The organism is Pseudomonas sp. B6(2017), from assembly GCF_002112765.1.
Lineage (GTDB): Bacteria > Pseudomonadota > Gammaproteobacteria > Pseudomonadales > Pseudomonadaceae > Aquipseudomonas > Aquipseudomonas piscis.
In genome coordinates this window covers 116,431-134,827 of record NZ_NEIQ01000018.1, presented here as the reverse complement: position 1 = coordinate 134,827, position 18,397 = coordinate 116,431, and the positions used below count along the sequence as shown (strand labels likewise).

General features: G+C 64.3%; 15 protein-coding genes and 1 tRNA gene. 3 read left to right on the top strand and 13 right to left on the bottom strand.

The genetic code is table 11. The features are described from left to right. The 3 genes from CAG11_RS26895 to ptsP all read right to left on the bottom strand — a co-directional run. Nucleotides 1–1,711: PTS fructose-like transporter subunit IIB (locus CAG11_RS26895; protein ID WP_085599031.1), on the bottom strand; the 1,711-nt coding region annotated here is incomplete at its 3' end. An 11-nt stretch (nucleotides 1,712–1,722) separates the two neighbouring features. Further along, the gene (gene pfkB / locus CAG11_RS26890) at nucleotides 1,723–2,664 is read right to left on the bottom strand and encodes a 1-phosphofructokinase (RefSeq protein WP_085599028.1); all 942 of its coding nucleotides are present in this window, start codon (nucleotides 2,662–2,664) and stop codon (nucleotides 1,723–1,725) included. After that, nucleotides 2,664–5,525: a phosphoenolpyruvate--protein phosphotransferase gene (gene ptsP, locus CAG11_RS26885; protein WP_085599026.1), complete on the bottom strand. Its 2,862-nt coding sequence runs from the start codon at nucleotides 5,523–5,525 to the stop codon at nucleotides 2,664–2,666. The genes pfkB and ptsP overlap by 1 nt, the downstream gene beginning before the upstream one ends. 297 nt (nucleotides 5,526–5,822) lie before the next feature. On the opposite strand from ptsP, the gene cra reads away from it, so the two are divergent. Next, nucleotides 5,823–6,818, top strand: a complete 996-nt coding sequence (gene cra / locus CAG11_RS26880; protein WP_085599024.1) for a catabolite repressor/activator — start codon at nucleotides 5,823–5,825, stop codon at nucleotides 6,816–6,818. A gap of 3 nt (nucleotides 6,819–6,821) precedes the next feature. Continuing rightward, complete coding sequence (locus tag CAG11_RS26875) at nucleotides 6,822–7,613, top strand: TatD family hydrolase (protein WP_085599022.1); 792 nt, start codon at nucleotides 6,822–6,824, stop codon at nucleotides 7,611–7,613. Here CAG11_RS26875 and CAG11_RS26870 read toward each other — a convergent pair. The 5 genes from CAG11_RS26870 to CAG11_RS26850 all read right to left on the bottom strand — a co-directional run bounded on the left by CAG11_RS26870 (nucleotide 7,599) and on the right by CAG11_RS26850 (nucleotide 14,031). Then, entirely contained in the window at nucleotides 7,599–7,970 is a 372-nt protein-coding gene (locus CAG11_RS26870; protein ID WP_085599020.1) for a hypothetical protein, read from the bottom strand. The two genes, CAG11_RS26875 and CAG11_RS26870, sit on opposite strands and share 15 nt — an antisense overlap. Before the next feature lie 164 nt (nucleotides 7,971–8,134). Next, nucleotides 8,135–10,165, bottom strand: coding sequence for a methyl-accepting chemotaxis protein (locus CAG11_RS26865; protein ID WP_085599018.1), 2,031 nt, complete (start codon nucleotides 10,163–10,165; stop codon nucleotides 8,135–8,137). A gap of 180 nt (nucleotides 10,166–10,345) precedes the next feature. Further along, nucleotides 10,346–11,182, bottom strand: a complete 837-nt coding sequence (ampE, locus tag CAG11_RS26860) for a regulatory signaling modulator protein AmpE (protein WP_053136966.1) — start codon at nucleotides 11,180–11,182, stop codon at nucleotides 10,346–10,348. Then, the gene (ampD, locus tag CAG11_RS26855) at nucleotides 11,179–11,739 is read right to left on the bottom strand and encodes a 1,6-anhydro-N-acetylmuramyl-L-alanine amidase AmpD (RefSeq protein WP_022642186.1); all 561 of its coding nucleotides are present in this window, start codon (nucleotides 11,737–11,739) and stop codon (nucleotides 11,179–11,181) included. The genes ampE and ampD overlap by 4 nt, the downstream gene beginning before the upstream one ends. 63 nt (nucleotides 11,740–11,802) lie before the next feature. Continuing rightward, on the bottom strand, nucleotides 11,803–14,031 hold the full coding sequence (locus tag CAG11_RS26850; RefSeq protein ID WP_085599017.1) for a DUF1631 domain-containing protein: 2,229 nt from the start codon (nucleotides 14,029–14,031) through the stop codon (nucleotides 11,803–11,805). Nucleotides 14,032–14,393: 362 nt separating this feature from the next. Here CAG11_RS26850 and nadC point away from each other — a divergent pair, with 362 nt between their 5' ends. Continuing rightward, nucleotides 14,394–15,242: a carboxylating nicotinate-nucleotide diphosphorylase gene (gene nadC / locus CAG11_RS26845; RefSeq protein WP_053136962.1), complete on the top strand. Its 849-nt coding sequence runs from the start codon at nucleotides 14,394–14,396 to the stop codon at nucleotides 15,240–15,242. 63 nt (nucleotides 15,243–15,305) lie between these two features. Here the strand turns inward: nadC and CAG11_RS26840 are convergent, their stop codons facing one another. The 5 genes from CAG11_RS26840 to CAG11_RS26825 form a co-directional block, all read right to left on the bottom strand. Then, nucleotides 15,306–15,602 (bottom strand): DUF6388 family protein, encoded by a 297-nt coding sequence (locus CAG11_RS26840; protein ID WP_031320853.1) that lies wholly within the window; start codon nucleotides 15,600–15,602, stop codon nucleotides 15,306–15,308. Between the two features lie 434 nt (nucleotides 15,603–16,036). Beyond that, the gene (locus tag CAG11_RS33370; protein WP_143494774.1) at nucleotides 16,037–16,252 is read right to left on the bottom strand and encodes a hypothetical protein; all 216 of its coding nucleotides are present in this window, start codon (nucleotides 16,250–16,252) and stop codon (nucleotides 16,037–16,039) included. Between the two features lie 10 nt (nucleotides 16,253–16,262). Continuing rightward, nucleotides 16,263–17,425 (bottom strand): IS3 family transposase gene (locus tag CAG11_RS26835; protein WP_143494772.1). Its coding sequence is split into 2 segments (ribosomal slippage): nucleotides 16,263–17,170 and nucleotides 17,170–17,425, totalling 1,164 coding nucleotides; the frame shifts between segments, so codons are not numbered across the junction. 59 nt (nucleotides 17,426–17,484) lie between these two features. After that, nucleotides 17,485–17,796, bottom strand: a complete 312-nt coding sequence (locus CAG11_RS26830; protein ID WP_177409181.1) for a hypothetical protein — start codon at nucleotides 17,794–17,796, stop codon at nucleotides 17,485–17,487. 449 nt (nucleotides 17,797–18,245) lie between these two features. Next, nucleotides 18,246–18,321: transfer RNA gene (locus CAG11_RS26825), tRNA-Thr, on the bottom strand. Between the last annotated feature and the right edge of the window lie 76 nt (nucleotides 18,322–18,397).

Below are 18,397 nucleotides of genomic sequence, written 5' to 3'. Positions count from 1 at the left end.
CCATATCCCCCCGCCTCACCACCGCATACACCCCCGCCGTCAACAAACTCCCCGCCACGATCGCCAGCAAATACAACACCCCATGATTGATCGCATTCGGAATCAACATCACGAACAACCCCCCATGGGGCGCCATCAACTTGCAGCCAAAATACATCGACAAGGCCCCGGTCAACGCCCCACCGGCAATGCTCGCCGGGATCACCCGCAACGGGTCCTTGGCCGCGAACGGAATCGCCCCCTCGGAGATAAAGCACAACCCCAGCACCAGCGCCGCCTTGCCCGCCTCCCGCTCGGTCTGGGCGAACTTGCGCCGGGCGATGAAGGTCGCAATGCCCAGGCCAATGGGCGGCACCATCCCCGCCGCCATCGCCGCGGCCATCGGCGCATAACTCTGAGACGCCAGCAGCCCCACCGAAAACGCATAGGCCGCCTTGTTGATCGGCCCGCCCAGGTCCACGCACATCATCGCCCCCAGCAACACCCCCAGCAGGATCGCGTTGGTGGTACCCATGCTGTCGAGGAAATGCGTCAGGGCCCCGAGCATGCCCGCCACCGGCTTGCCCACCACGTAGATCATCACCAGGCCGGTGAACAGGCTGGCCAGCAACGGGATGATCAGGATCGGCTTCAGGGCCTCCAGGCCCTGGGGCAATGGCAGGTAGCGGTTGATCAGCTTGGCCGCGTACCCGGCCAGGAACCCGGCAACGATACCGCCGATGAACCCCGCGCCCAGGGTGCTGGCCAGCAGGCCACCGATCATCCCCGGGGCCAGCCCCGGCCGGTCGGCGATGGAGTAGGCGATGTAGCCAGCCAGCAACGGCACCATCAGCTTGAACGCGGTATCACCACCAATCAGCTTCAAGGCCGCCGCCAAGGTCCCTTTTTCCTCAAACGCATTGATACCAAACATATAGGACAGGGCGATCATCAAGCCGCCCGCTACCACCATCGGCAGCATGAACGAAACCCCGGTCAGCAGGTGCTTGTAGACCCCGGCCTTGTCTGGCTTGGCCGGTGCTTGGGCGCCAATGGCCACGGACTCCGGCCGGCCCTCGGCCAGCGCCTTGTGCAGGGTCGCCTCGGCTTGCTTCAGCGCCACGCCGGTGCCGCAGCGATAGATGCGCTTGCCGGCAAAGCGTTCGGTGGCCACTTCGATGTCCGCCGCCAGCAGCACCACGTCGGCTTGCTCGATGGCCTCGGCGCTCAGCGGATTGCGCGCGCCCACCGAGCCCTGGGTTTCCACTTGCAGCTGGTAACCCAGGCGCTTGGCCGCCTGCTGCAAGGCCTCGGCGGCCATGAAGGTGTGGGCCACGCCGGTGGGGCAAGCGGTGATCGCCACCACCCGTGGCACCGACTGTTCGGCGCTGGGCGCGGGCTCGCCCGGCTCTTGCGCGGCCATCAGCACCTGGGCGTCCTCGGCGCCCCGGCGCAGCAAGGCATCCACATCCTGCAGGGCCTGGGACGGGCTGCTGCGATAGACCCGCTTGCCGACGAAACGCGACAGATCCACAGGCCCACTGCTGACCACCAGCACCCACTCGGCCGCCGCCAGGGTCGCGGCCGACAATTGGCGCTCGGGACGGGCCGGGTCGTGGACCTCGACGCTGGTGCTCCAGCCCTGGCGCTGGGCCGCGGCGTCCAGCAGGCGTGCGCAGAGCACGCTGGTGACCATGCCATTGGGGCAGGCGGTAACGATGGCTAACTTCATGGGCACCTCTCTTATTGTTCTGCCAGGGGCTGCACGCGCACCCCCTGTTCCAGCCGGGCCAGTTGGGCCCGGTCGCCGATGCCGAAACCGATCTGGGTCACCGCCATGGCGGCGATGGCCGTGGCCGTGCGCAGGGCCTGGGCGGCGTCCTGGCCGACGAGCAGGCCGTGCAGCACCCCGGCCAGCAACGAGTCGCCGGCACCCACGGTACTGACCACCGCGACCTTGGGCGGCAGCGCCTGCAAGGCTTGGCCAGCGGCGAACCAGTGGACGCCCTCGGCGCCGTGGGAGACCACCACATGCTCGACACCCTGGGCCTGCAACTGGCGAGCAGCGGCGGCTTGGTCGTCCGGCGTGGCCACCGGCCGGCCCAGGGCATCGGCCAGTTCCTCGCCATTGGGCTTGACCAGCCAGGGCCCGGCCGCCAGCCCGGCACGCAAGGCGGCGCCGCTGGTGTCCAGGGCCAGCTTCAGGCCCATGGCCTTCAGCCGCAGCAGCAGGGCCTGGAACCATTGCGGGCTCACGCCCTGGGGCAGGCTGCCGGCGACCACCACCGCGTCATGCCCGGGGGCGATCTGCTCCAGGCGCGCCAGCAGCGCTTGCTGGGCGACGGCGTCGACCCGCGGGCCCGGACCGTTGACGTCGGTAACGCGCCCATCGGCCTCGGCCAGCTTGATGTTGCTGCGGGTTTCCCCCGGCACGCGAACGAAGGCATCGACGAACCCACGGCGGGCGAACAACTCATCGAAAGCCTGGGGATTGCCGGCCCCGAGAAAGCCGCTGACGGTCAGGCGATGGCCCAGGTCGGCCAGGACCTGGGCCACGTTCACCCCCTTGCCGGCGGCATGCACGTGCAGCGCCTGGCTACGGTTGACCTGCCCCACCTCGAGGTGCGCCAGGGGCACGGTCAGGTCCAGCGCCGGGTTGAGGGTCAGGGTGAGAATCTTCGCCATTACATGGCCTCCACTAAGGCGCGCACATCGTTGGCGCTGCCGACGGCCAGGGCCTGTTGAGCAAGGGTTCGGGCCTGGGCCAGGCTGAGTTCGCGAATGCGCGCCTTGACCTCGGCGATGCTGCGTCCGGAGACGCTCAGTTCATCCACGCCCAGGCCCACCAGCACCGGCACCGCCAGCGGGTCGGCCGCCAGCTCGCCGCAGACGCCGACCCACTTGCCGTGGGCATGGGCGGCGCGCACGGTGATGTCGATCAGTTGCAGCACCGCCGGGTGCAGGCCATCGGCCTGGGCCGAAAGGGTCGGATGGCCGCGATCGATGGCCAGGGTGTACTGGGTGAGGTCGTTGGTGCCGACGCTGAAGAAGTCCACTTCCTTGGCCAGTACCGGGGCCAGCAGGGCCGCCGAGGGCACCTCGACCATGATCCCCAGTTGCAGGTCGGCCACGGGGATTTCCCGGCGCAGGCGCTCGGTCATGTCCCGGGCCTGGCGCCATTCCTCGACGCTGCCGACCATGGGGAACATGATCCGCAGCGGGCGGTTGTCCGCCGAGCGCAGCAGCGCCCGCAACTGCGCTTCCATGATCTGCGGGCGTTGCAGGGTCAGGCGGATGCCGCGCACGCCTAGGAAGGGGTTTTCCTCCTGGGAGATCGGCCAGTAGGGCAGCGGTTTGTCGCCGCCCACATCGAGGGTGCGCACCACCAGCGGCCGCCCGCCCAGGCCATCGAGCACGCGGCGGTATTCGGCTTCCTGGGTGGCTTCGTCCGGGGCCTGGGGATGGGCCATGAAGATCAGTTCGGTGCGCAGCAGGCCGATGCCTTCGGCGCCCTGCTCCACCACTGCGGCGACGCCGGCGCTTTCCCCGACGTTGGCGAACACTTCCACCGCGTGACCATCGCGGGTCTGGGCCGGCAGGTGGCGCTGTTCGGCGGCGGCCTGGAGCCGCTGCTCGCGGTTGTCGCGTTCCTCGGCGGCCCGCTGCAGGGTGTGACTATCGGCGTCGACATGCAGGCGGCCGCGCTGGCCATCCAGCAGCAAGGGCGTGCCGGACTTGATCAGCAGCACGCTGGCGCCCGCGCCCACCAGGGCCGGGATGCCCAGGGCCCGGGCGACGATGGCACTGTGGGCCGTGGCGCCGCCACGGGCGGTGAGAATCCCGGCCACCCGGGCTGGGTCCAGGCGGGCTACATCCGAGGGGCCGACTTCGTCCATCACCAGGATGTAGGGCTGGTCCGGCTCGGCCGGGGTTTCGATGCCGCACAGTTGCGCCAGCACCCGGCGGCCGATATCGCGCAGGTCGGCGGCGCGTTCGGCCAGCAGCGCATCCTGCAAGGACTCCTGTTGCCGAGCGGCGCTTTCGATCACGCTCATCCACGCGGCCTCGGCGCTTTCGCCCTGCTTGAGGCGGGTGTTCACCTCATCCACCAGCTCGGGGTCGTCGAGCATTTCCAGGTGGGTGATGAAAATCTCGCGGATGGCCTTGGCCTGGCTGCGCTGGATCAGGCCCTGGATGTCCTCGCGCACCTCGCCCAGGGCCTGCTGCAGGCGCTGGCGCTCGATGGCGGGGGACTCACCACGCAGCGGATAGTCGATGGCCTGCTGGACCTGCACATGGGCCGGGCCGATGGCGATCCCGGGGGCCGCCGGTACGGCCTGGAACAGGCTACCGGCAGCTGGGGCGCTGACCGGGGCGGCGAGCTCTTGCGGCACATCCACGGGCGCCGCGACGGTCGGCAAGGGCTCGACCTCTTCGCCCAGCCCTTGCTCGATGGCCGCCAGCAATACCGGCAAGGCCTGGGCGGCGATGCTCGGCTCGGCGATCAGTTCCAGCACCTGGCCACGGCGGGCGCCGAGGCTGAGCAGCTTACTCAGGCTCTTGAGCGAGACCGCCGGTTCGTTGCCGTCGGCGAGACGAATGCGGATCTCGCCGTCAAACCCCTTGGCCAGTTGCGCCAGCTCCTTGGCCGGGCGCGCGTGCAGGCCATGGGCGTTGGCCAGGGCGATCCGGGCACTGGGCCAGTCCGCCGGCAACTCGCCGCCCAGTACTTCGAGCACCGCGCGGGTGCTGGTGGCGCGCCACAACTCCTGGCCACGCCCATCGATCAACAGGGCGCACAGGCGTTCGAGCAGGGCCTGGTGGGCTTCACCGAGGCTGGCCAGGCAGAAGAGGCCACTCAGCGGCTGGCCCAGGTAACGGATGGGTTTGTCCGGGGTGACGAAGGCCAGGCCCGGACGCAACACGGTCTGTTCGCTGTGCAGCCACCACAGGCCATCCCCCAGGGGCAGCGCCTCGACCTGCTGCAGCACGGCGGCAAAGCCGTTGCTCACGCACTCGGCCTGGCGCAGCAGGCGTGCGCCGCGCCACACCAGCTCTTCGAAATCTTCCGCCGCCACCCCAAGGCCGATCATCTGCGCATCCAGCGCCAGTTCCTGGGGCGCGCCCTGCAACAGCTTGAGCAACGCCTGCGGCGAGCTGGCGCGACGCAGGGCCTGGCCCAGGTCGGTCTCGCCCAGGGCGCGGGTCAGCAGTTGCAGCAGGCGCAGGTGCTCGTCGGACTTGGCGGCGATGCCGATGGCCAGGTAGACGATCTGCCCGTCGCCCCAGTCCACGCCTTCGGGAAACTGCAGCAGGCGCACGCCGGTGGCGAAGACCTGGTCGCGAGTTTCAGGGGTGCCGTGGGGGATGGCGATGCCTTGGCCGAGGAAGGTCGAGCCCTGGGCCTCGCGCTGTTCGAGGCCGCTCAGGTAACCCGCAGCCACCAGGCCATCGGCCACCAGTTTGTCGGCCAGCAAGCGTAATGCCGCGGACTTATCCACAGCCGTCTGACCTATGGATATCTGCTCTACGGTGAGTTCGAGCATGGGTTCTCCTATTTAGCGCGGGGCAGCGCTAGGTATTGTTTTAAGTCAGCAGCGTAGGCGCTGTCATGGCCAAAAATGGGACTGGCCAGCCGACGGAGGCGCTTCTACGTTTACGCTTTGGCCCAGAAAATACGCCTGCTGAAACGTTTAATCTAGCAGGATCGGCAAGTTACTCGATAATCTTCGCCTCTTGAAGTCCTGCTGGTCGCCCGCCGCTTCCGACATTGGTCGCGTGCCCAGATCAGGTAGGATTGGCGAAAATGTCGGGGCAAGCACCAAAAATAAGGAAATCCCGGGTTGAAACTCAGTGATATCGCTCGACTGGCCGGTGTGTCCGTCACCACCGCCAGTTACGTCATCAACGGCAAGGCCGAACAGCAACGGATCAGCAACGCCACCGTGGAGCGGGTGCGAGCGGTAGTCGAAGAACACGGCTTCACTCCCAACCCCCAGGCGGCCGGCCTGCGCAGCCGCCATACCCGGACCCTGGGCTTCATTCTCCCGGACCTGGAGAACCCCAGCTACGCACGGATCGCCAAGTTGCTCGAGCAAGGCGCCCGCGCCCGGGGCTACCAGTTGCTGATCGCCAGCTCCGACGATGCGCCGGACAGCGAACGGCAACTGCTGCAACTGTTTCGCGCGCGCCGCTGCGATGCCTTGATCGTCGCCAGCTGCCTGCCGCCGGAAGACGACAGCTACCAGCAATTGCAGGCCCAGGGGCTGCCGATCATCGCCATCGACCGGGTGATGCCGGCCGGGCAGTTCTGCTCGGTGATCAGCGACGACCTGCAAGCCAGCCTGCAACTGACCCAGAGCCTGCTGCAACCCGAGCCCCGGCAGATCGTGCTGCTCGGCGCCCGCCCGGAGCTGAGCATCAGCCAGGAGCGGGCCGCGGGTTTCCGCCAGGCCCTGGAGGGTTTCGGCGGCGACGTGGTGATCGAGCACGGCGAGGCCTTCAGCCGCGATTGCGGCCGGCAGTTGATGGAAGAGTTGCTGCAGCGCCTGGGCCACCTGCCCGATGCCCTGGTGACCACCTCCTATGTGCTGCTGCAAGGGGTGTTCGATGCCCTGCACGACTTCCCGCTCAAGTCCCGGCCACTGCGCCTGGGCACCTTCGGCGACACCCAGCTGCTGGACTTCCTGCCGCTGCCGGTCAACGCCATGGCCCAGCAACATCAGCTGATCGCCGACACCGCCCTGCAACTGGCCCTGGCGGCCATTGAAGAAGGCCAGTACCAGCCCGGCGTACAGGCCATCGCCCGGACCTTCAAACAGCGTATCCAGCAGGGCTGAACCGTGGAGCTGATCGACAGCCACACCCACCTGGACTTTCCGGATTTCGACGCCGATCGTGGGGCGCTGCTGGCCGACAGCCGCGCCCGGGGCGTCGGCCGGATGGTGGTGCTGGGGGTCTACCAGGGCAACTGGCAGCGGGTCTGGGACCTGGTGCAAGGCGACCCGCAGCTCTATGCGGCCTTCGGCCTGCACCCGGTGTACCTGGACGATCACCAGCCCGCCGACCTGCAGCACCTGGGCGATTGGCTGGCGCGCCTGGCCGGGCATCCGCAACTGTGCGCGGTGGGCGAAATCGGCCTGGACTACTTTCTCCAGCAATTGGACCGCGAGCGCCAGCAGGCGCTGTTCGAGGCCCAACTGCAGCTGGCGGCGGACTTCCAGCTACCGGCGCTGCTGCATGTGCGGCGCAGCCACGCGGCGGTGATCGCCACCCTGAAGCGCTTCAAGCTCCAGCGCGGCGGGATCATCCACGCCTTCGCCGGCAGCCGCGAGGAGGCCCGGGAATACCTCAAGCTGGGTTTCAAGCTGGGCTTGGGCGGCGCCGCGACCTGGCCCCAGGCCCTGCGCCTGCGCAAGGTGCTCGCCGAGCTGCCGCTGGAAGCCCTGGTGCTGGAGACCGACGCGCCGGACATGGCCCCGGCGATGTACCCCAACCAGCGCAACAGCCCCCAGCACCTGCCGGAGATCTGCGCGGCCCTGGCGACGATCATCGGCGTCGACGCCGAGCACTTGGCCAGCGCCAGCACCCGTAACGCCTGCGCAGTGTTCGGCTGGCCCTCAGCCGGCCTGTAGCAGCAGGGGGCGGCGCTGTCGGCGCCGGGCAACCGTCATCACCAGCAGGTACCCCACCAGCACCAGCGCCGAGATGCCCAGTTGCAGGCTGCGCTCCAGCAGCCCGATCCATTGCAGCGCCAGGCTCACCAGCAGCACCGTGGCACAGAGCACGATCAACAGCGCCCGCAGGGTGGCGAACGAGCCCAGGGTCTTGAGGCGCTTGATCTGCTCGGGACAGTCGAGCTTCAGCAGCTTGTGGCAGTGCTTGCAGGCGAAAGGCTCCTGCATGGCCATGGCGTTGAGTTGCCAGGGTTCAAGATCGAGCAGGGCCTGGCAGTGGGCGCAGCGTCCCAGGACTCCGGAAGAAGCGGTCATCGGCGTATTTCCTCAGGGCCATGGACACGCCATGGCTGACTGGCCGGGCGCAGGTGGCGCCCGGAAAAAACGCGCAGGAAACCAGGAAAAACACCCCAGACAAAGCGATTAATTACTACAGCTTGTGGCAGCCCGGCCTGGCCGAGCTGCACTACAGGGCGGGCTCAGACCCGGAACGCACCGATCAATTGCTTGAGCTGGACCACCTGGGCCGCGAGCTGGCGGCTGGCATCCTCGGTCTGGTGCGCGCCTTCGGCGGTACGTTCGCCAGCGCGGTTGATCTCGACGATGTTCTGGTCGATGTCGTGGGCCACCGCCGTCTGTTGTTCCACCGCCGCGGCGATCTGCTGGTTCTGGTCGACGATCATGCCCACCGCGCCGAGGATGTTTTCCAGGGCCTGCTGGACCTTCTCCGACTGATCGACCGTGCCATTGGCCATGGCATGGCTGCTGCCCATGGCCTTGACCGCCGCACTGACCCCGCCGTGCAGCTTGCCGATCATGTCTTCGATTTCCTCGGTGGACTGCTGGGTGCGCTTGGCCAGGGTCCGCACTTCATCGGCCACCACGGCGAACCCGCGCCCCTGCTCGCCGGCCCGGGCCGCCTCGATCGCCGCGTTGAGGGCCAGGAGGTTGGTCTGCTCGGCGATGCTCTTGATCACCTCCAGCACCCGGCTGATGGATTGGCTATCGCTGGCCAGCTGGTTGATCACCAGCACCGACTGGTCGATCTCGCTGGCCAGCCGGGCAATGCTGCCTTGCTGGGATTCCACCAGGCCCCGGCCACTGATGGTTTCGTCGTTGACGCTATGGGCGCTGCTGACCGCCGCCGCAGCGCTGCGGGCCACTTCCTGGGAGGTGGCGGACATCTGGTTCATCGCCGTGGCCACCTGCTCGATCTGGCTGCGCTGGCCGGCCACCGCCTGGTTGCTCTGGGCCGAGACGTTTTCCACTTGCCCGGCCTGGCGCTCGACCTCGCTGACGGTATGCCCGACCCGCTCGATCAAATCGTGGATCTTCAGCACCGTGCCGTTGAACAGGCTGCCCAGCTCTCCCAGCTCATCGCGACTGTGGGCGGTGAAGGTGACGGTCATGTCGCCGGCCGCGACCTTGTCCATCATGGCGCCCAGGCGACGCAGGGTGGTGCGGGTCGAGGCGTAGAAACCGCCATAGAGATAGACGATCGAGAGGAACACCAGGGCCAGGGCCGCCACCAGCAGCACCATGTGGCTACGGTTCTGCGCCAGGCGCTTTTGCAGCTCGACGTCGAGGAACTTCAGGGTGTTTTCGTTGAGCTGGTAGGTCTGCCCCATCAGTTGGCTGACCTGCTCGTAGAACGCCGGCCAGGGCGCCTCCAGGGTCTCGGCCATCACCACCTGCTCCTCGAACAGCTCGCTGGCCTGCTTGAGGCTGGCCTTGCTGGCATTGGCCGCGCCGTCGAGGGCATCGTGGGCGGCGCGGCTGGAGCCCAGGGCGTCCTGGAGCTTGAGGCCATACTCGGCCTGGAGTTTTTCGATCTGCACCAGCAGTTCGTCGAAACGGGTGCTGGAGGACGAATTGAGAAAGCCCTGGCCCAGGGAGAAGGCGCCCATGGCCCGGCCTTCGCCCAGGATCTGGGTGACTTGCGGGGTGACGCCGGTGATCAGCTCGCTGAGCTGGCGGATATCGCCCTGGGCATCGCGGCTGAGGCCCGACTGGCTGGCGATGATCTGGCTGAACAGCTGCGCGCTGCCCAGCAGCTTGCCAATCAGCCCGCTCTTGTTCAGCAGCGAGTTTTCCACTTGCTGGGCCTTGAAGGCCGTCACCAGTTCATCGCGCTTGGCGTTGAATATCTCCACCTGCTGGGGGTCGGTGGTCACCGCTTGCATGGCTTGCAGGCGCTCGAGCACCAGGCGCTCCTGGGCGGCGATCTTGCTCTCCAGATCCCCCGCCTTGCCGGACTGGCCCAGGCCGGCGTTGATTTGCACCTGGTTGTTCAGGGTCTCCAGGTCGCGGCGCAAGGCCAGGCTGCTGCCCAGCAGGTCGAGGCTTTGCAGTTCGACCCGGGTGCCCTGGAACTCGCGGTAGGAATCGCGCACCAGATAAAAGTTGGTCACCAGCATGGGTACAAAGAACAGCACGCTGATCAGGCTGAACTTCATGCCGAAGCTCAGGCGGTTCATCAGCGCGACAGCGGGATAGAGCAAGCTCTTCACAAAGAAGTCTCCCTTTTCTTTTATTTTTATTGGCAGGCAGGCGAAGGCAGCAGATAGCCACTATTCGGCGCTCCGTCTGTATAGCGTAATTTCGGGGAAGGTTTTGTAACTTAAAGTTAACTGCGCCAGGGCGGCGCAGCGGGGAACAGGGCGAGGGAGCCGGCCCCCTCGCCAGAAGGCTCAGATGAGCACGGTATACAGGGCGAAACCGGCGTACCAGAGCACCGCGGCCCGCAGCAGCAGTTCCCAGATGCGGTCCAGGCTGTTGATGCCTTCGGGGCCGGTAACTGGCGGCGGGATCTCAGCGGCTACCAGGCCGACCTTCTCCACCAGATGCGCGGCGTCGATGTGCCAGTTGAGCAGTTCGTGGAGCATCACCCGGCCCACCGCCACGAAGTTACCCACCAGGGCGAAGCTTGCCGCCAGCAAGCGTACCGGCAGCCAGTCGAAGGCATGCCGCAGTTGCGCCGCGCGCTCCACCAGGGCCGGGTTCTTGCCGTGTTCGGCGGCCAGCGCCAGCAGGCGATAACTCAGGGCCGCCACCGGCCCCAGCAGGAAGTACCAGAAGATCACCGCGAAGAAGCCCTGGTAGGCCTGCCACAGCAAGTGGCCCTGGACTCGCTCCAGCAACTGCTCGCCGTTGTCGCCACCAATGCCCAGGTCGCGCTTGGCCACGTGCAGCGCCGCTTGCAGGTCCTCGCGCCGCCAGGCATCGCGGAACGGCCCCAGGCCGCCGAGCAAGTCGCCGCGCCCCAGGGCGTAGATCACCACCAGCAGGTGCAGCGGCGCCGCCAGCAGGCCGTAGGCCAGCGGCTGCAAGATCAGCAACAGCAAACCGAGCACCAGCACCGGCAGCAGCACCAGCAAGCCCAGCAGGCTCCAGGGACGCCCGGCCATGCGCGGGCTCGATTCCAGTCGTGCCAGGCGCGCCAGCCACCAGCCGTCGCGCTGCACTTTCTGGCGCAGGGCCGAGAACTTCTCGATCCACACCGCCAGCAGCAACACCAGAAAACTCATTGCCCTTCCCCCTTCTCCAAGGCGGCACGATAGCGTGCCCAGTCGAAAGCCTGGCCCGGATCGGTCTTGCGCCCGGGCGCGATATCACTATGGCCACAAATCCTGTGTGGCGTGATGGCGCTGAAGGCAGCCTGCAATTGCTCGGTCAACAGATTCAACGCCTGGTACTGGGCATCGGTGAACGGCAGCTCGTCGGTGCCTTCCAGCTCGATGCCCAGGGAAAAGTCGTTGCAGGTCTCGCGTCCCTCGAAACTCGATACCCCGGCATGCCAGGCCCGCTCCAGACAGGAGACAAACTGGGTGACCGCGCCGTCACGTTCGATCAGAAAATGCGCGGACACGCGCAAGTCGGCGATCCCGGCAAAATAGGGATGCTCTGTGACATCGAGGCGATTCTGGAAGAATTCCTGCACCTTGCCGGTGCCGAACTGCCCCGGCGGCAGGCTGATGTTATGGATCACCAGCAGGGAAATCTCGCCCGCCGGGCGTTCATTGAAATTGGGTGACGGACAGTGACGTACGCCATCGCACCAACCCGTGGCAGGGTCCAGCCGCATACCGATTCCTTCAACTAAAGCCTTGAGTGGCCCAGTATGCCGCGATCCCGGTGCCGGTTGCGATCACTTGCCGTGATTGAGGCGCCGCAGATTGCCGATCACCGATTCCAGAGCCCGGTCGAACAGCAGGGTGTCGTCCAGGGCGTGTACCGCGCCACGCTGGAATTCCAGGGCCAGGCCCATGCGGGTGCGCTCCAGCACCTTCATCCCGGTACGGTTGACGAATACGTACTTGGCCACGGGATGGGGAACGATGGCTGCCAGCTTGCAGCGCAAGATGCTGTCTTCATCCTCCTGGAACTCGACCCAGGCCCCCAGGCGCAGCTGGTCCACCAGTTGCAGGCTCGGGTCATTGACCGGCAAGGCCAGGGGCGCCGCTTCCAGCGGGCCTTCCTCGGCACTGGGCAGGACGATCTGCTGGGCCACCTCGACCATGTCCGTAGGTGCCGGCTCCTGGGCGACCACAGGCTGTTGCGTGGCCAGGGCCTGGTGCTCGAACACCTGCAGGTGCAGAAGCTCCAGCTGGGCGAAGAATTCGCTGGTGGCGAAAGGATCGAAGGCCGCGCCGCTCAGGCCGTCGCGCAGCCCCTTGAGCAGGCCGGGCACCAGGGCCAGCAGGCGCATGGCGGTGTCCGGCTCGGCATGGCGCTGCACACTCCAGATCAGTTGTTCCATGGTCTGTTCGGCCGCCTGCCACTGCGGCGAGTCGTCGCCGTGCTTCAGACAACTGAGCAACAGCACCTGGCTCCAGGCATCGCGGATGAAATCCACCACCACCTGGGGCATGACCTTGCCCAGCAAGGCCTGGTTCAGCGCCTGTTCCACCCGGCGCCGGGCCAGCTCGGCCTTGGCCCGGCCTTCTTCGGCATCGCGGGTGCGCTGTTCGAGCAACTCGGCCCGACGACGCTCGTCCGCGGTGAAGGCCAGGAAGTCCGCCAGCAGCTCGGAAAAGATCGCCGGGTCGTCGCTGAACTCGCTCAAAAGCCGCTGCACCACTTGTTCGATACGCAGGTACAGGCTGTCACGCTGGTGGTCGTCACAGCCGCCCCAGCCCATGGCTGCGGCGGCGATTTCATTGAGCAGGCGCCGGGCTGGATGGCTGCCACGGCTGAAGAAGCTCTTGTCCAGCACCGCCACCTTGAGCATGGGGATCTGCAGGCGGCCGATCAGCGCCTTGAGCGAGTCCGGCAGGTTGCGGTCGTCGAGGATGCATTCGAACAGCATCGCGATCAGGTTGATCACGTCTTCGTCGGCCACATCCACCACCCGCGACTTGCCGCTCTTGACGCTGACCCGGGTCAGCAACTGCTCCAGCTGGTTGCGCAGGTCGAAATCGTCCTGGAGGCTGGGTGGCGGCACGTACTGCTGCAGGTGCGAGAGCAGGCGCAGCAGGTCGCGAGTGGAGATCGGCTGGGTCTCGGCGCTGGCTTCCAGGGTCGGCGCCACACTGCCGCGCACATGGAGCAACAGGGTCTGCAGGGCAGCGAAGACTTCCTGGACGCTTTCGTCGAAGGGATGTTGTCCGGTTTTACCAGCGCCGCCCTGGCCAGCCTCGTCCTGGACCTCGGCGCGGACCCGGTCCGAAGCACGCCGCGCCGGGGCCGGCAGCAGGTCGGGGAGGATGCCGGTGGCGATCAGCAACTGGTTGGCCTCGGCATAGAGTTGCTCGGCCTCCCTGAGCACGTAGCGCTCGAACAGCTTGAGGATGATCAGCTTGACCTTGATCTCCACCCCCAGGCTGCGCCCGGCCTGCAGGAAATACTCGCAGAGCAGCGCCGGCCCCAGGGGGTTCTCGCCTTCGGCCAGGCGCCGGCCCAGCAATACTCCCAGGCGTGCGGTCAGGTGCCCCAGGGCGAAGCCGGCCCGGTTGAGCACCTTGGCCACCATGGCATCCACGGCGACGGTCTTTTCCAGGTCATCGCGGGTGGGTTGCTGCTCCGGGTCGTAGGCCGCGGCATGGGCGATGACCAGGGCCGGGTCGTACTGGACCAGGCCGGCGAAGGCCTCGAAGAACTTCTCGAGAAAGCCGCGCTCGATGCTCTTGCGCTTCAGGCGCAGGTCGCGCATGGCCTCGAACAGGATGTTCTGCTCGATGTTGTCCTGGGCCCGGTCAGCCATCTCGAACAAGGTGTCGTCGGCGTTATCGAACAGCTCTTGCAAGCCATGGCGCAGCTGCTGGGCGGCCTTGTCACGAACCTGAAGCAGAATCACAGGCAGGCGGGCCAACGGCGAAGCGCTCGCCTGATCTGTAGCAGCCTTGTGCAAAGGCACTACATTCCCGTCGTTGTGCATCCAAGCCTCCTGCAAAGGTGTTTCTTCGGTTCGATATCAAGGTCCTGCCGAGCCGGTGACGCTCACAGCCGACTCTGAGCGAAGGCATAAATGCACTGCGCTGCACTTCATGTAAGGGGAAGCCAAAGACACGTCAAAGCTATGACGTCAATTACAAGTCGCATTATCTTGTAAAACTCCCCTGTTACGCCAGCAGACTCTGTCGACTCCTCGGAAATAACCCTTAGGTTTCTAGGAAAAATCTCTCATCAATTCAGACAAAGCGACGAAACACAGGTTCGGTCCGGGGTTGCCGATTAGCCGCCTTGGGTTCGCCGATCCCATGCCCCTATAATCGGCGCACTTTGTTTGTGGAGTCCGTTATGCCGAATCTACGCCTCGCCGACCTGACCGCCGAAATCGAAGCCAACGTGCGCCGCGCACTGCTGGAAGACATCGGCAGCGGCGATATCACCGCGCAACTGATCCCGGCCGAACGCCTGGCCAAGGCCACCATCATTACCCGGGAAGCGGCGGTGATCAGTGGTACCGCCTGGGTCGATGCGGTGTTTCGCCAACTGGACCCACGGGTCGCCGTGCACTGGCAGGTGGCGGATGGCGAGCGGGTAGTGCCCAACCAGGCGCTGTTCCATCTCGAAGGCCCGGCCCGCTCGCTGCTCACCGGCGAGCGCAGCGCCTTGAACTTCCTGCAACTGCTGTCGGGGGTGGCCACCCGCGCTCGCTACCTGGCGGACTTTGTCGCCGATACCCAGGTCAAGCTGCTGGATACCCGCAAGACCCTGCCCGGCCTGCGCCTGGCACAGAAGTACGCAGTCACCTGCGGCGGCTGCCACAACCACCGCATCGGCCTGTATGACGCCTTCCTGATCAAGGAAAACCATATCGCCGCCTGCGGTGGTATCGCCCAGGCGATCAGCGCCGCCCACAAGATCGCCCCGGGCAAGCCGGTGGAGGTGGAAGTGGAAAGCCTGGTGGAATTGAAAGAAGCGCTGGCGGCGGGTGCCGATATCATCATGCTCGACGAGTTGAGCCTGGACGACATGCGCGAGGCTGTGCGCCTGAATGCTGGCCAGGCCAAGCTCGAAGCCAGCGGCGGGATCAACGAAAGTACCTTGCGTCCGATCGCCGAGACCGGCGTGGACTACATCTCCATCGGCGCCATGACCAAGGATGTGAAGGCCCTGGACCTGTCCATGCGCCTGAGCCTCTGAAAACTGCGGCGGGTTTGGCTACAAGCTTCAAGAAGCGTTCTTGAAGCTTGCCGCCGCTAGCGCTCAATCGTCGATTTCGTTGAGTTCCAGATAGTCCTGAAGATCCATGCCCAGTGCCTCGGCAACCTCCTGGTGTACTTCCAGGCGCATGGCCTTCAGCTCCTCGGGTGTCTCGGCCACCAGGTCGAGCACCAGTTCCCACGGCTCGATACCGCGAGACTCCGCCTCGTCTTCAAAGGCCCATTGCGCCTGTTGCTTCTGTTCCTCAGGGCTCAGGGCGCTGATTTCTTCTTGCAAGGAAGGCGTGGCAGCCAGGTACCTTTCAAGCGCTACGTCGATTCTTGCCTCTTTAGGAATCATCTCGTTCTCTCTGATCTTGGGAATGGAAATGGATCGGGGTCGCTGGGATCTCTGGGCCGCTCGATTCAACCGGCCTGCAGAGCCATTCGGGATCATCTGAAAACAGCATGCTGGTACTCAGACAGGGACCGAATATAGGGGCTTTGGCCGGTGATTTATATGACCTGATGCACCCATTGCAGAAAAATCGGAGGTTTTGCGGAGCATCGCCAAACACCAGCCCACCAGAACCCTGAGAAACAGGATTTCGCAGACCCAGCCAAAGCGATGGGCTATATCGGTGTTTCAAAGGGGGTAATGCCCGTCAGTTAAGCGAGGTGATCCCCTGTAGGAGCAGCCGGTCGACGCTCGTTAACGGTAGCGCGCATCGCGGGCAAGCCTCGCTCCTACAAGCGCCTTGACTGATCGGCATTAGCCAATCAGGGCTGCAAGAATCAGCCCGTCGCCGTTGCTTTTCTCAAGCAAGCGCCTGTTTGCCCGACCTCGATAAGGTCTCTCAGACGCTCAAGGATATCGAACTCCTTCACTTCCCCATCCTTGTTAATGATCATCGTTTCCTTGATCAGCCAAAGATGCCCTTCCCTGTTTTTATTGGGAATGACGGTAACGACGATATTGAAGTCCGGATTCTCTGGAGGAACCCCGGTCACCCTGTAGTGGTCAACTAATCCCGGACACTGCGTTAAGTTTTCCCTCGGCCACTGCGGGCGCCAACCCGCTGTTGAATTGATGTGGCCGTTGCCAGTTGTACCTCTGCATCAAAAAACGACCGATATCCTGCTGTGCCAGCGATGCACTCATGTAGCCCACGGTCGGTATCCATTCCGTTTTCAGGCTGCGAAACAACCGTTCCATCGGTGCGTTGTCGTAGCAGTTTCCACGCCGACTCATGCTTTGCGTGAAGCGATAACGCCATAGCCGCTGGCGAAAGCTCCGGCTGCCGTATTGGCTTCCTTGGTCGCTGTGAAACAGCACATTCTGGGGGCGGTCACGCTGTTCATACGCCATGTCCAAAGCCTTGATCACCAGGTCGGCATCAGGCTTCGATGAAAATGCCCAGCCCACTACGCGGCGGGCGAACAGATCGATCACAACCGCCACATAGTGCCAGCGGCCTTGAGCCCAGATATAGGTGATGTCACCGCACCAGACCTTATTCGGTTTCTCTACAGTGAACTCTCGATCCAGCACGTTCGGGATATCTGGCCGTTCCACTGTCGCCTTTTTATAGGCATGTGAGCCAGGCTGCTTGCTGACCAGTTTCATCTCGCTCATCAGCTTGCGTACCTTGAATCGCCCAATCTCTATGCCGTCCTCACGCATCATGAACATGATGCTTCGGCTGCACGCCGCGCTGCGGCTTTGGGAGAACAGCTCGTTCACGCGACTACGCAAAACCATCCGCTCAACGTTCGGAGATCGACGCTTGCGGCAGTGCGCGTAATAGCAAGATCGGGTGACTTCAAATACCGAGCACAACAGATCAACAGGCTCTTCAGAACGAAGTTGATCAATTAACGCGAACGCTCGTGTTCCTCGGCCATCAAGAGCGCGGTGGCCTTTTTTAGGATCGTTTTTTCCCGCTCCAGCCGATTGATCCGGGCTTCCAACTCCTGGATTTTTTGCTGCTCGGGCGTCAACGCTTTGCTTTGCGGAGTCACGCCATTGCGCTCCTGTTGAAGCTGGTTAACCCAGCGACGCAGCGCAGACTCGACAACGCCAAGGGAACGACAGGCTTCGATGTGGCTATAGCCTTGATCAAGCACGAGGCCTGCGGCCTCGCGTTTGAACTCAGCGGAAAATGAACGACGTTGCTTGGTCATCAGACACCTCTATCTGGCGAGCATTCTCGCCTAAATGAGTGTCCGGTTTCATTAGACCACTACACCCTGGCTTTGCTGAAATGGAAAGTGAGTTCATTGTCATCATTGGGCGAGACGCCTTGCGCACTGACAACAGGCAGCCCGGCCTTGACCGCTGATGGCAAAGTGGCGGAATACAACACGCTTCCCCAGCCCACCTGCTTGGTTATCTCCAGAAAATAGTGCTCAAGATCCTTGGTACTCGCTGGAGTCGTGCAATTTTCTCCTTCAGTGGCGAAGTATTGGCCCTCAAACTCATAGGAAGGTCCTTTCTCGCAGCCTGCAAGGGCCAACGACACCACACCGAACACAACCAACTTCCACTTCTTCACACTGGACACTCCATGATTCCTGGCTGTCATTATGCGCAACGCCCCTAGCGGCCACCACACACTTCATGACCCATCTGGGCATGTACAACGGAGCCCAAAACTCATCCAGGCACAAAGAGCACAAAGCCAGTAGCAACGAATAAGGCGCGAAGCCATTCCGTGATGCTGGTTAAGTACAAGCAAACTCTTAGTTGATGTATTTGTTTATGGATTGTCGGAATCTGCAAATCAGACACATTTCAACAGGCAACTAGAAGGCGCTCAACTGAATTGAGCAGGAAAGCTCTGGAGCTGATAGAGCAAGCTATGACGACCATCTAGCATGGTTTTTAGATACAACCTGCGAACTCGGCATATTGGCTGAAGCGGCCTGGTGACGTTTTGTAGCTTGGTGTCTTTCGGGGTGTTCTAAGGGCGTAGGCAGTGATGAACGGCCCTGGCCTGCTATCTGGTGCCGGAGACAGGAATCGAACCTGCGACCTTCGCGTTACGAGTGCGCTGCTCTACCGACTGAGCTACACCGGCGTGGGCTAAACCTAGCACCGGCGCCCGGGGCGCGCCAGGCAAGAGGGCAAAGAGATATCAAGCGCAGATAGCAAAA

What these genes read in the sequence shown, in the direction of transcription:
- pfkB (WP_085599028.1), bottom strand. Translation starts at nt 2,664, where the DNA reads ATGGCGAAGATTCTCACCCTGACCCTCAACCCGGCGCTGGACCTGACC.
- ptsP (WP_085599026.1), bottom strand. Translation starts at nt 5,525, where the DNA reads ATGCTCGAACTCACCGTAGAGCAGATATCCATAGGTCAGACGGCTGTG.
- ampD (WP_022642186.1), bottom strand. Translation starts at nt 11,739, where the DNA reads ATGCGGCTGGACCCTGCCACGGGTTGGTGCGATGGCGTACGTCACTGT.
- CAG11_RS26840 (WP_031320853.1), bottom strand. Translation starts at nt 15,602, where the DNA reads ATGATTCCTAAAGAGGCAAGAATCGACGTAGCGCTTGAAAGGTACCTG.
- CAG11_RS26870 (WP_085599020.1), bottom strand. Translation starts at nt 7,970, where the DNA reads ATGACCGCTTCTTCCGGAGTCCTGGGACGCTGCGCCCACTGCCAGGCC.
- CAG11_RS26850 (WP_085599017.1), bottom strand. Translation starts at nt 14,031, where the DNA reads ATGCACAACGACGGGAATGTAGTGCCTTTGCACAAGGCTGCTACAGAT.
- ampE (WP_053136966.1), bottom strand. Translation starts at nt 11,182, where the DNA reads ATGAGTTTTCTGGTGTTGCTGCTGGCGGTGTGGATCGAGAAGTTCTCG.
- nadC (WP_053136962.1), top strand. Translation starts at nt 14,394, where the DNA reads ATGCCGAATCTACGCCTCGCCGACCTGACCGCCGAAATCGAAGCCAAC.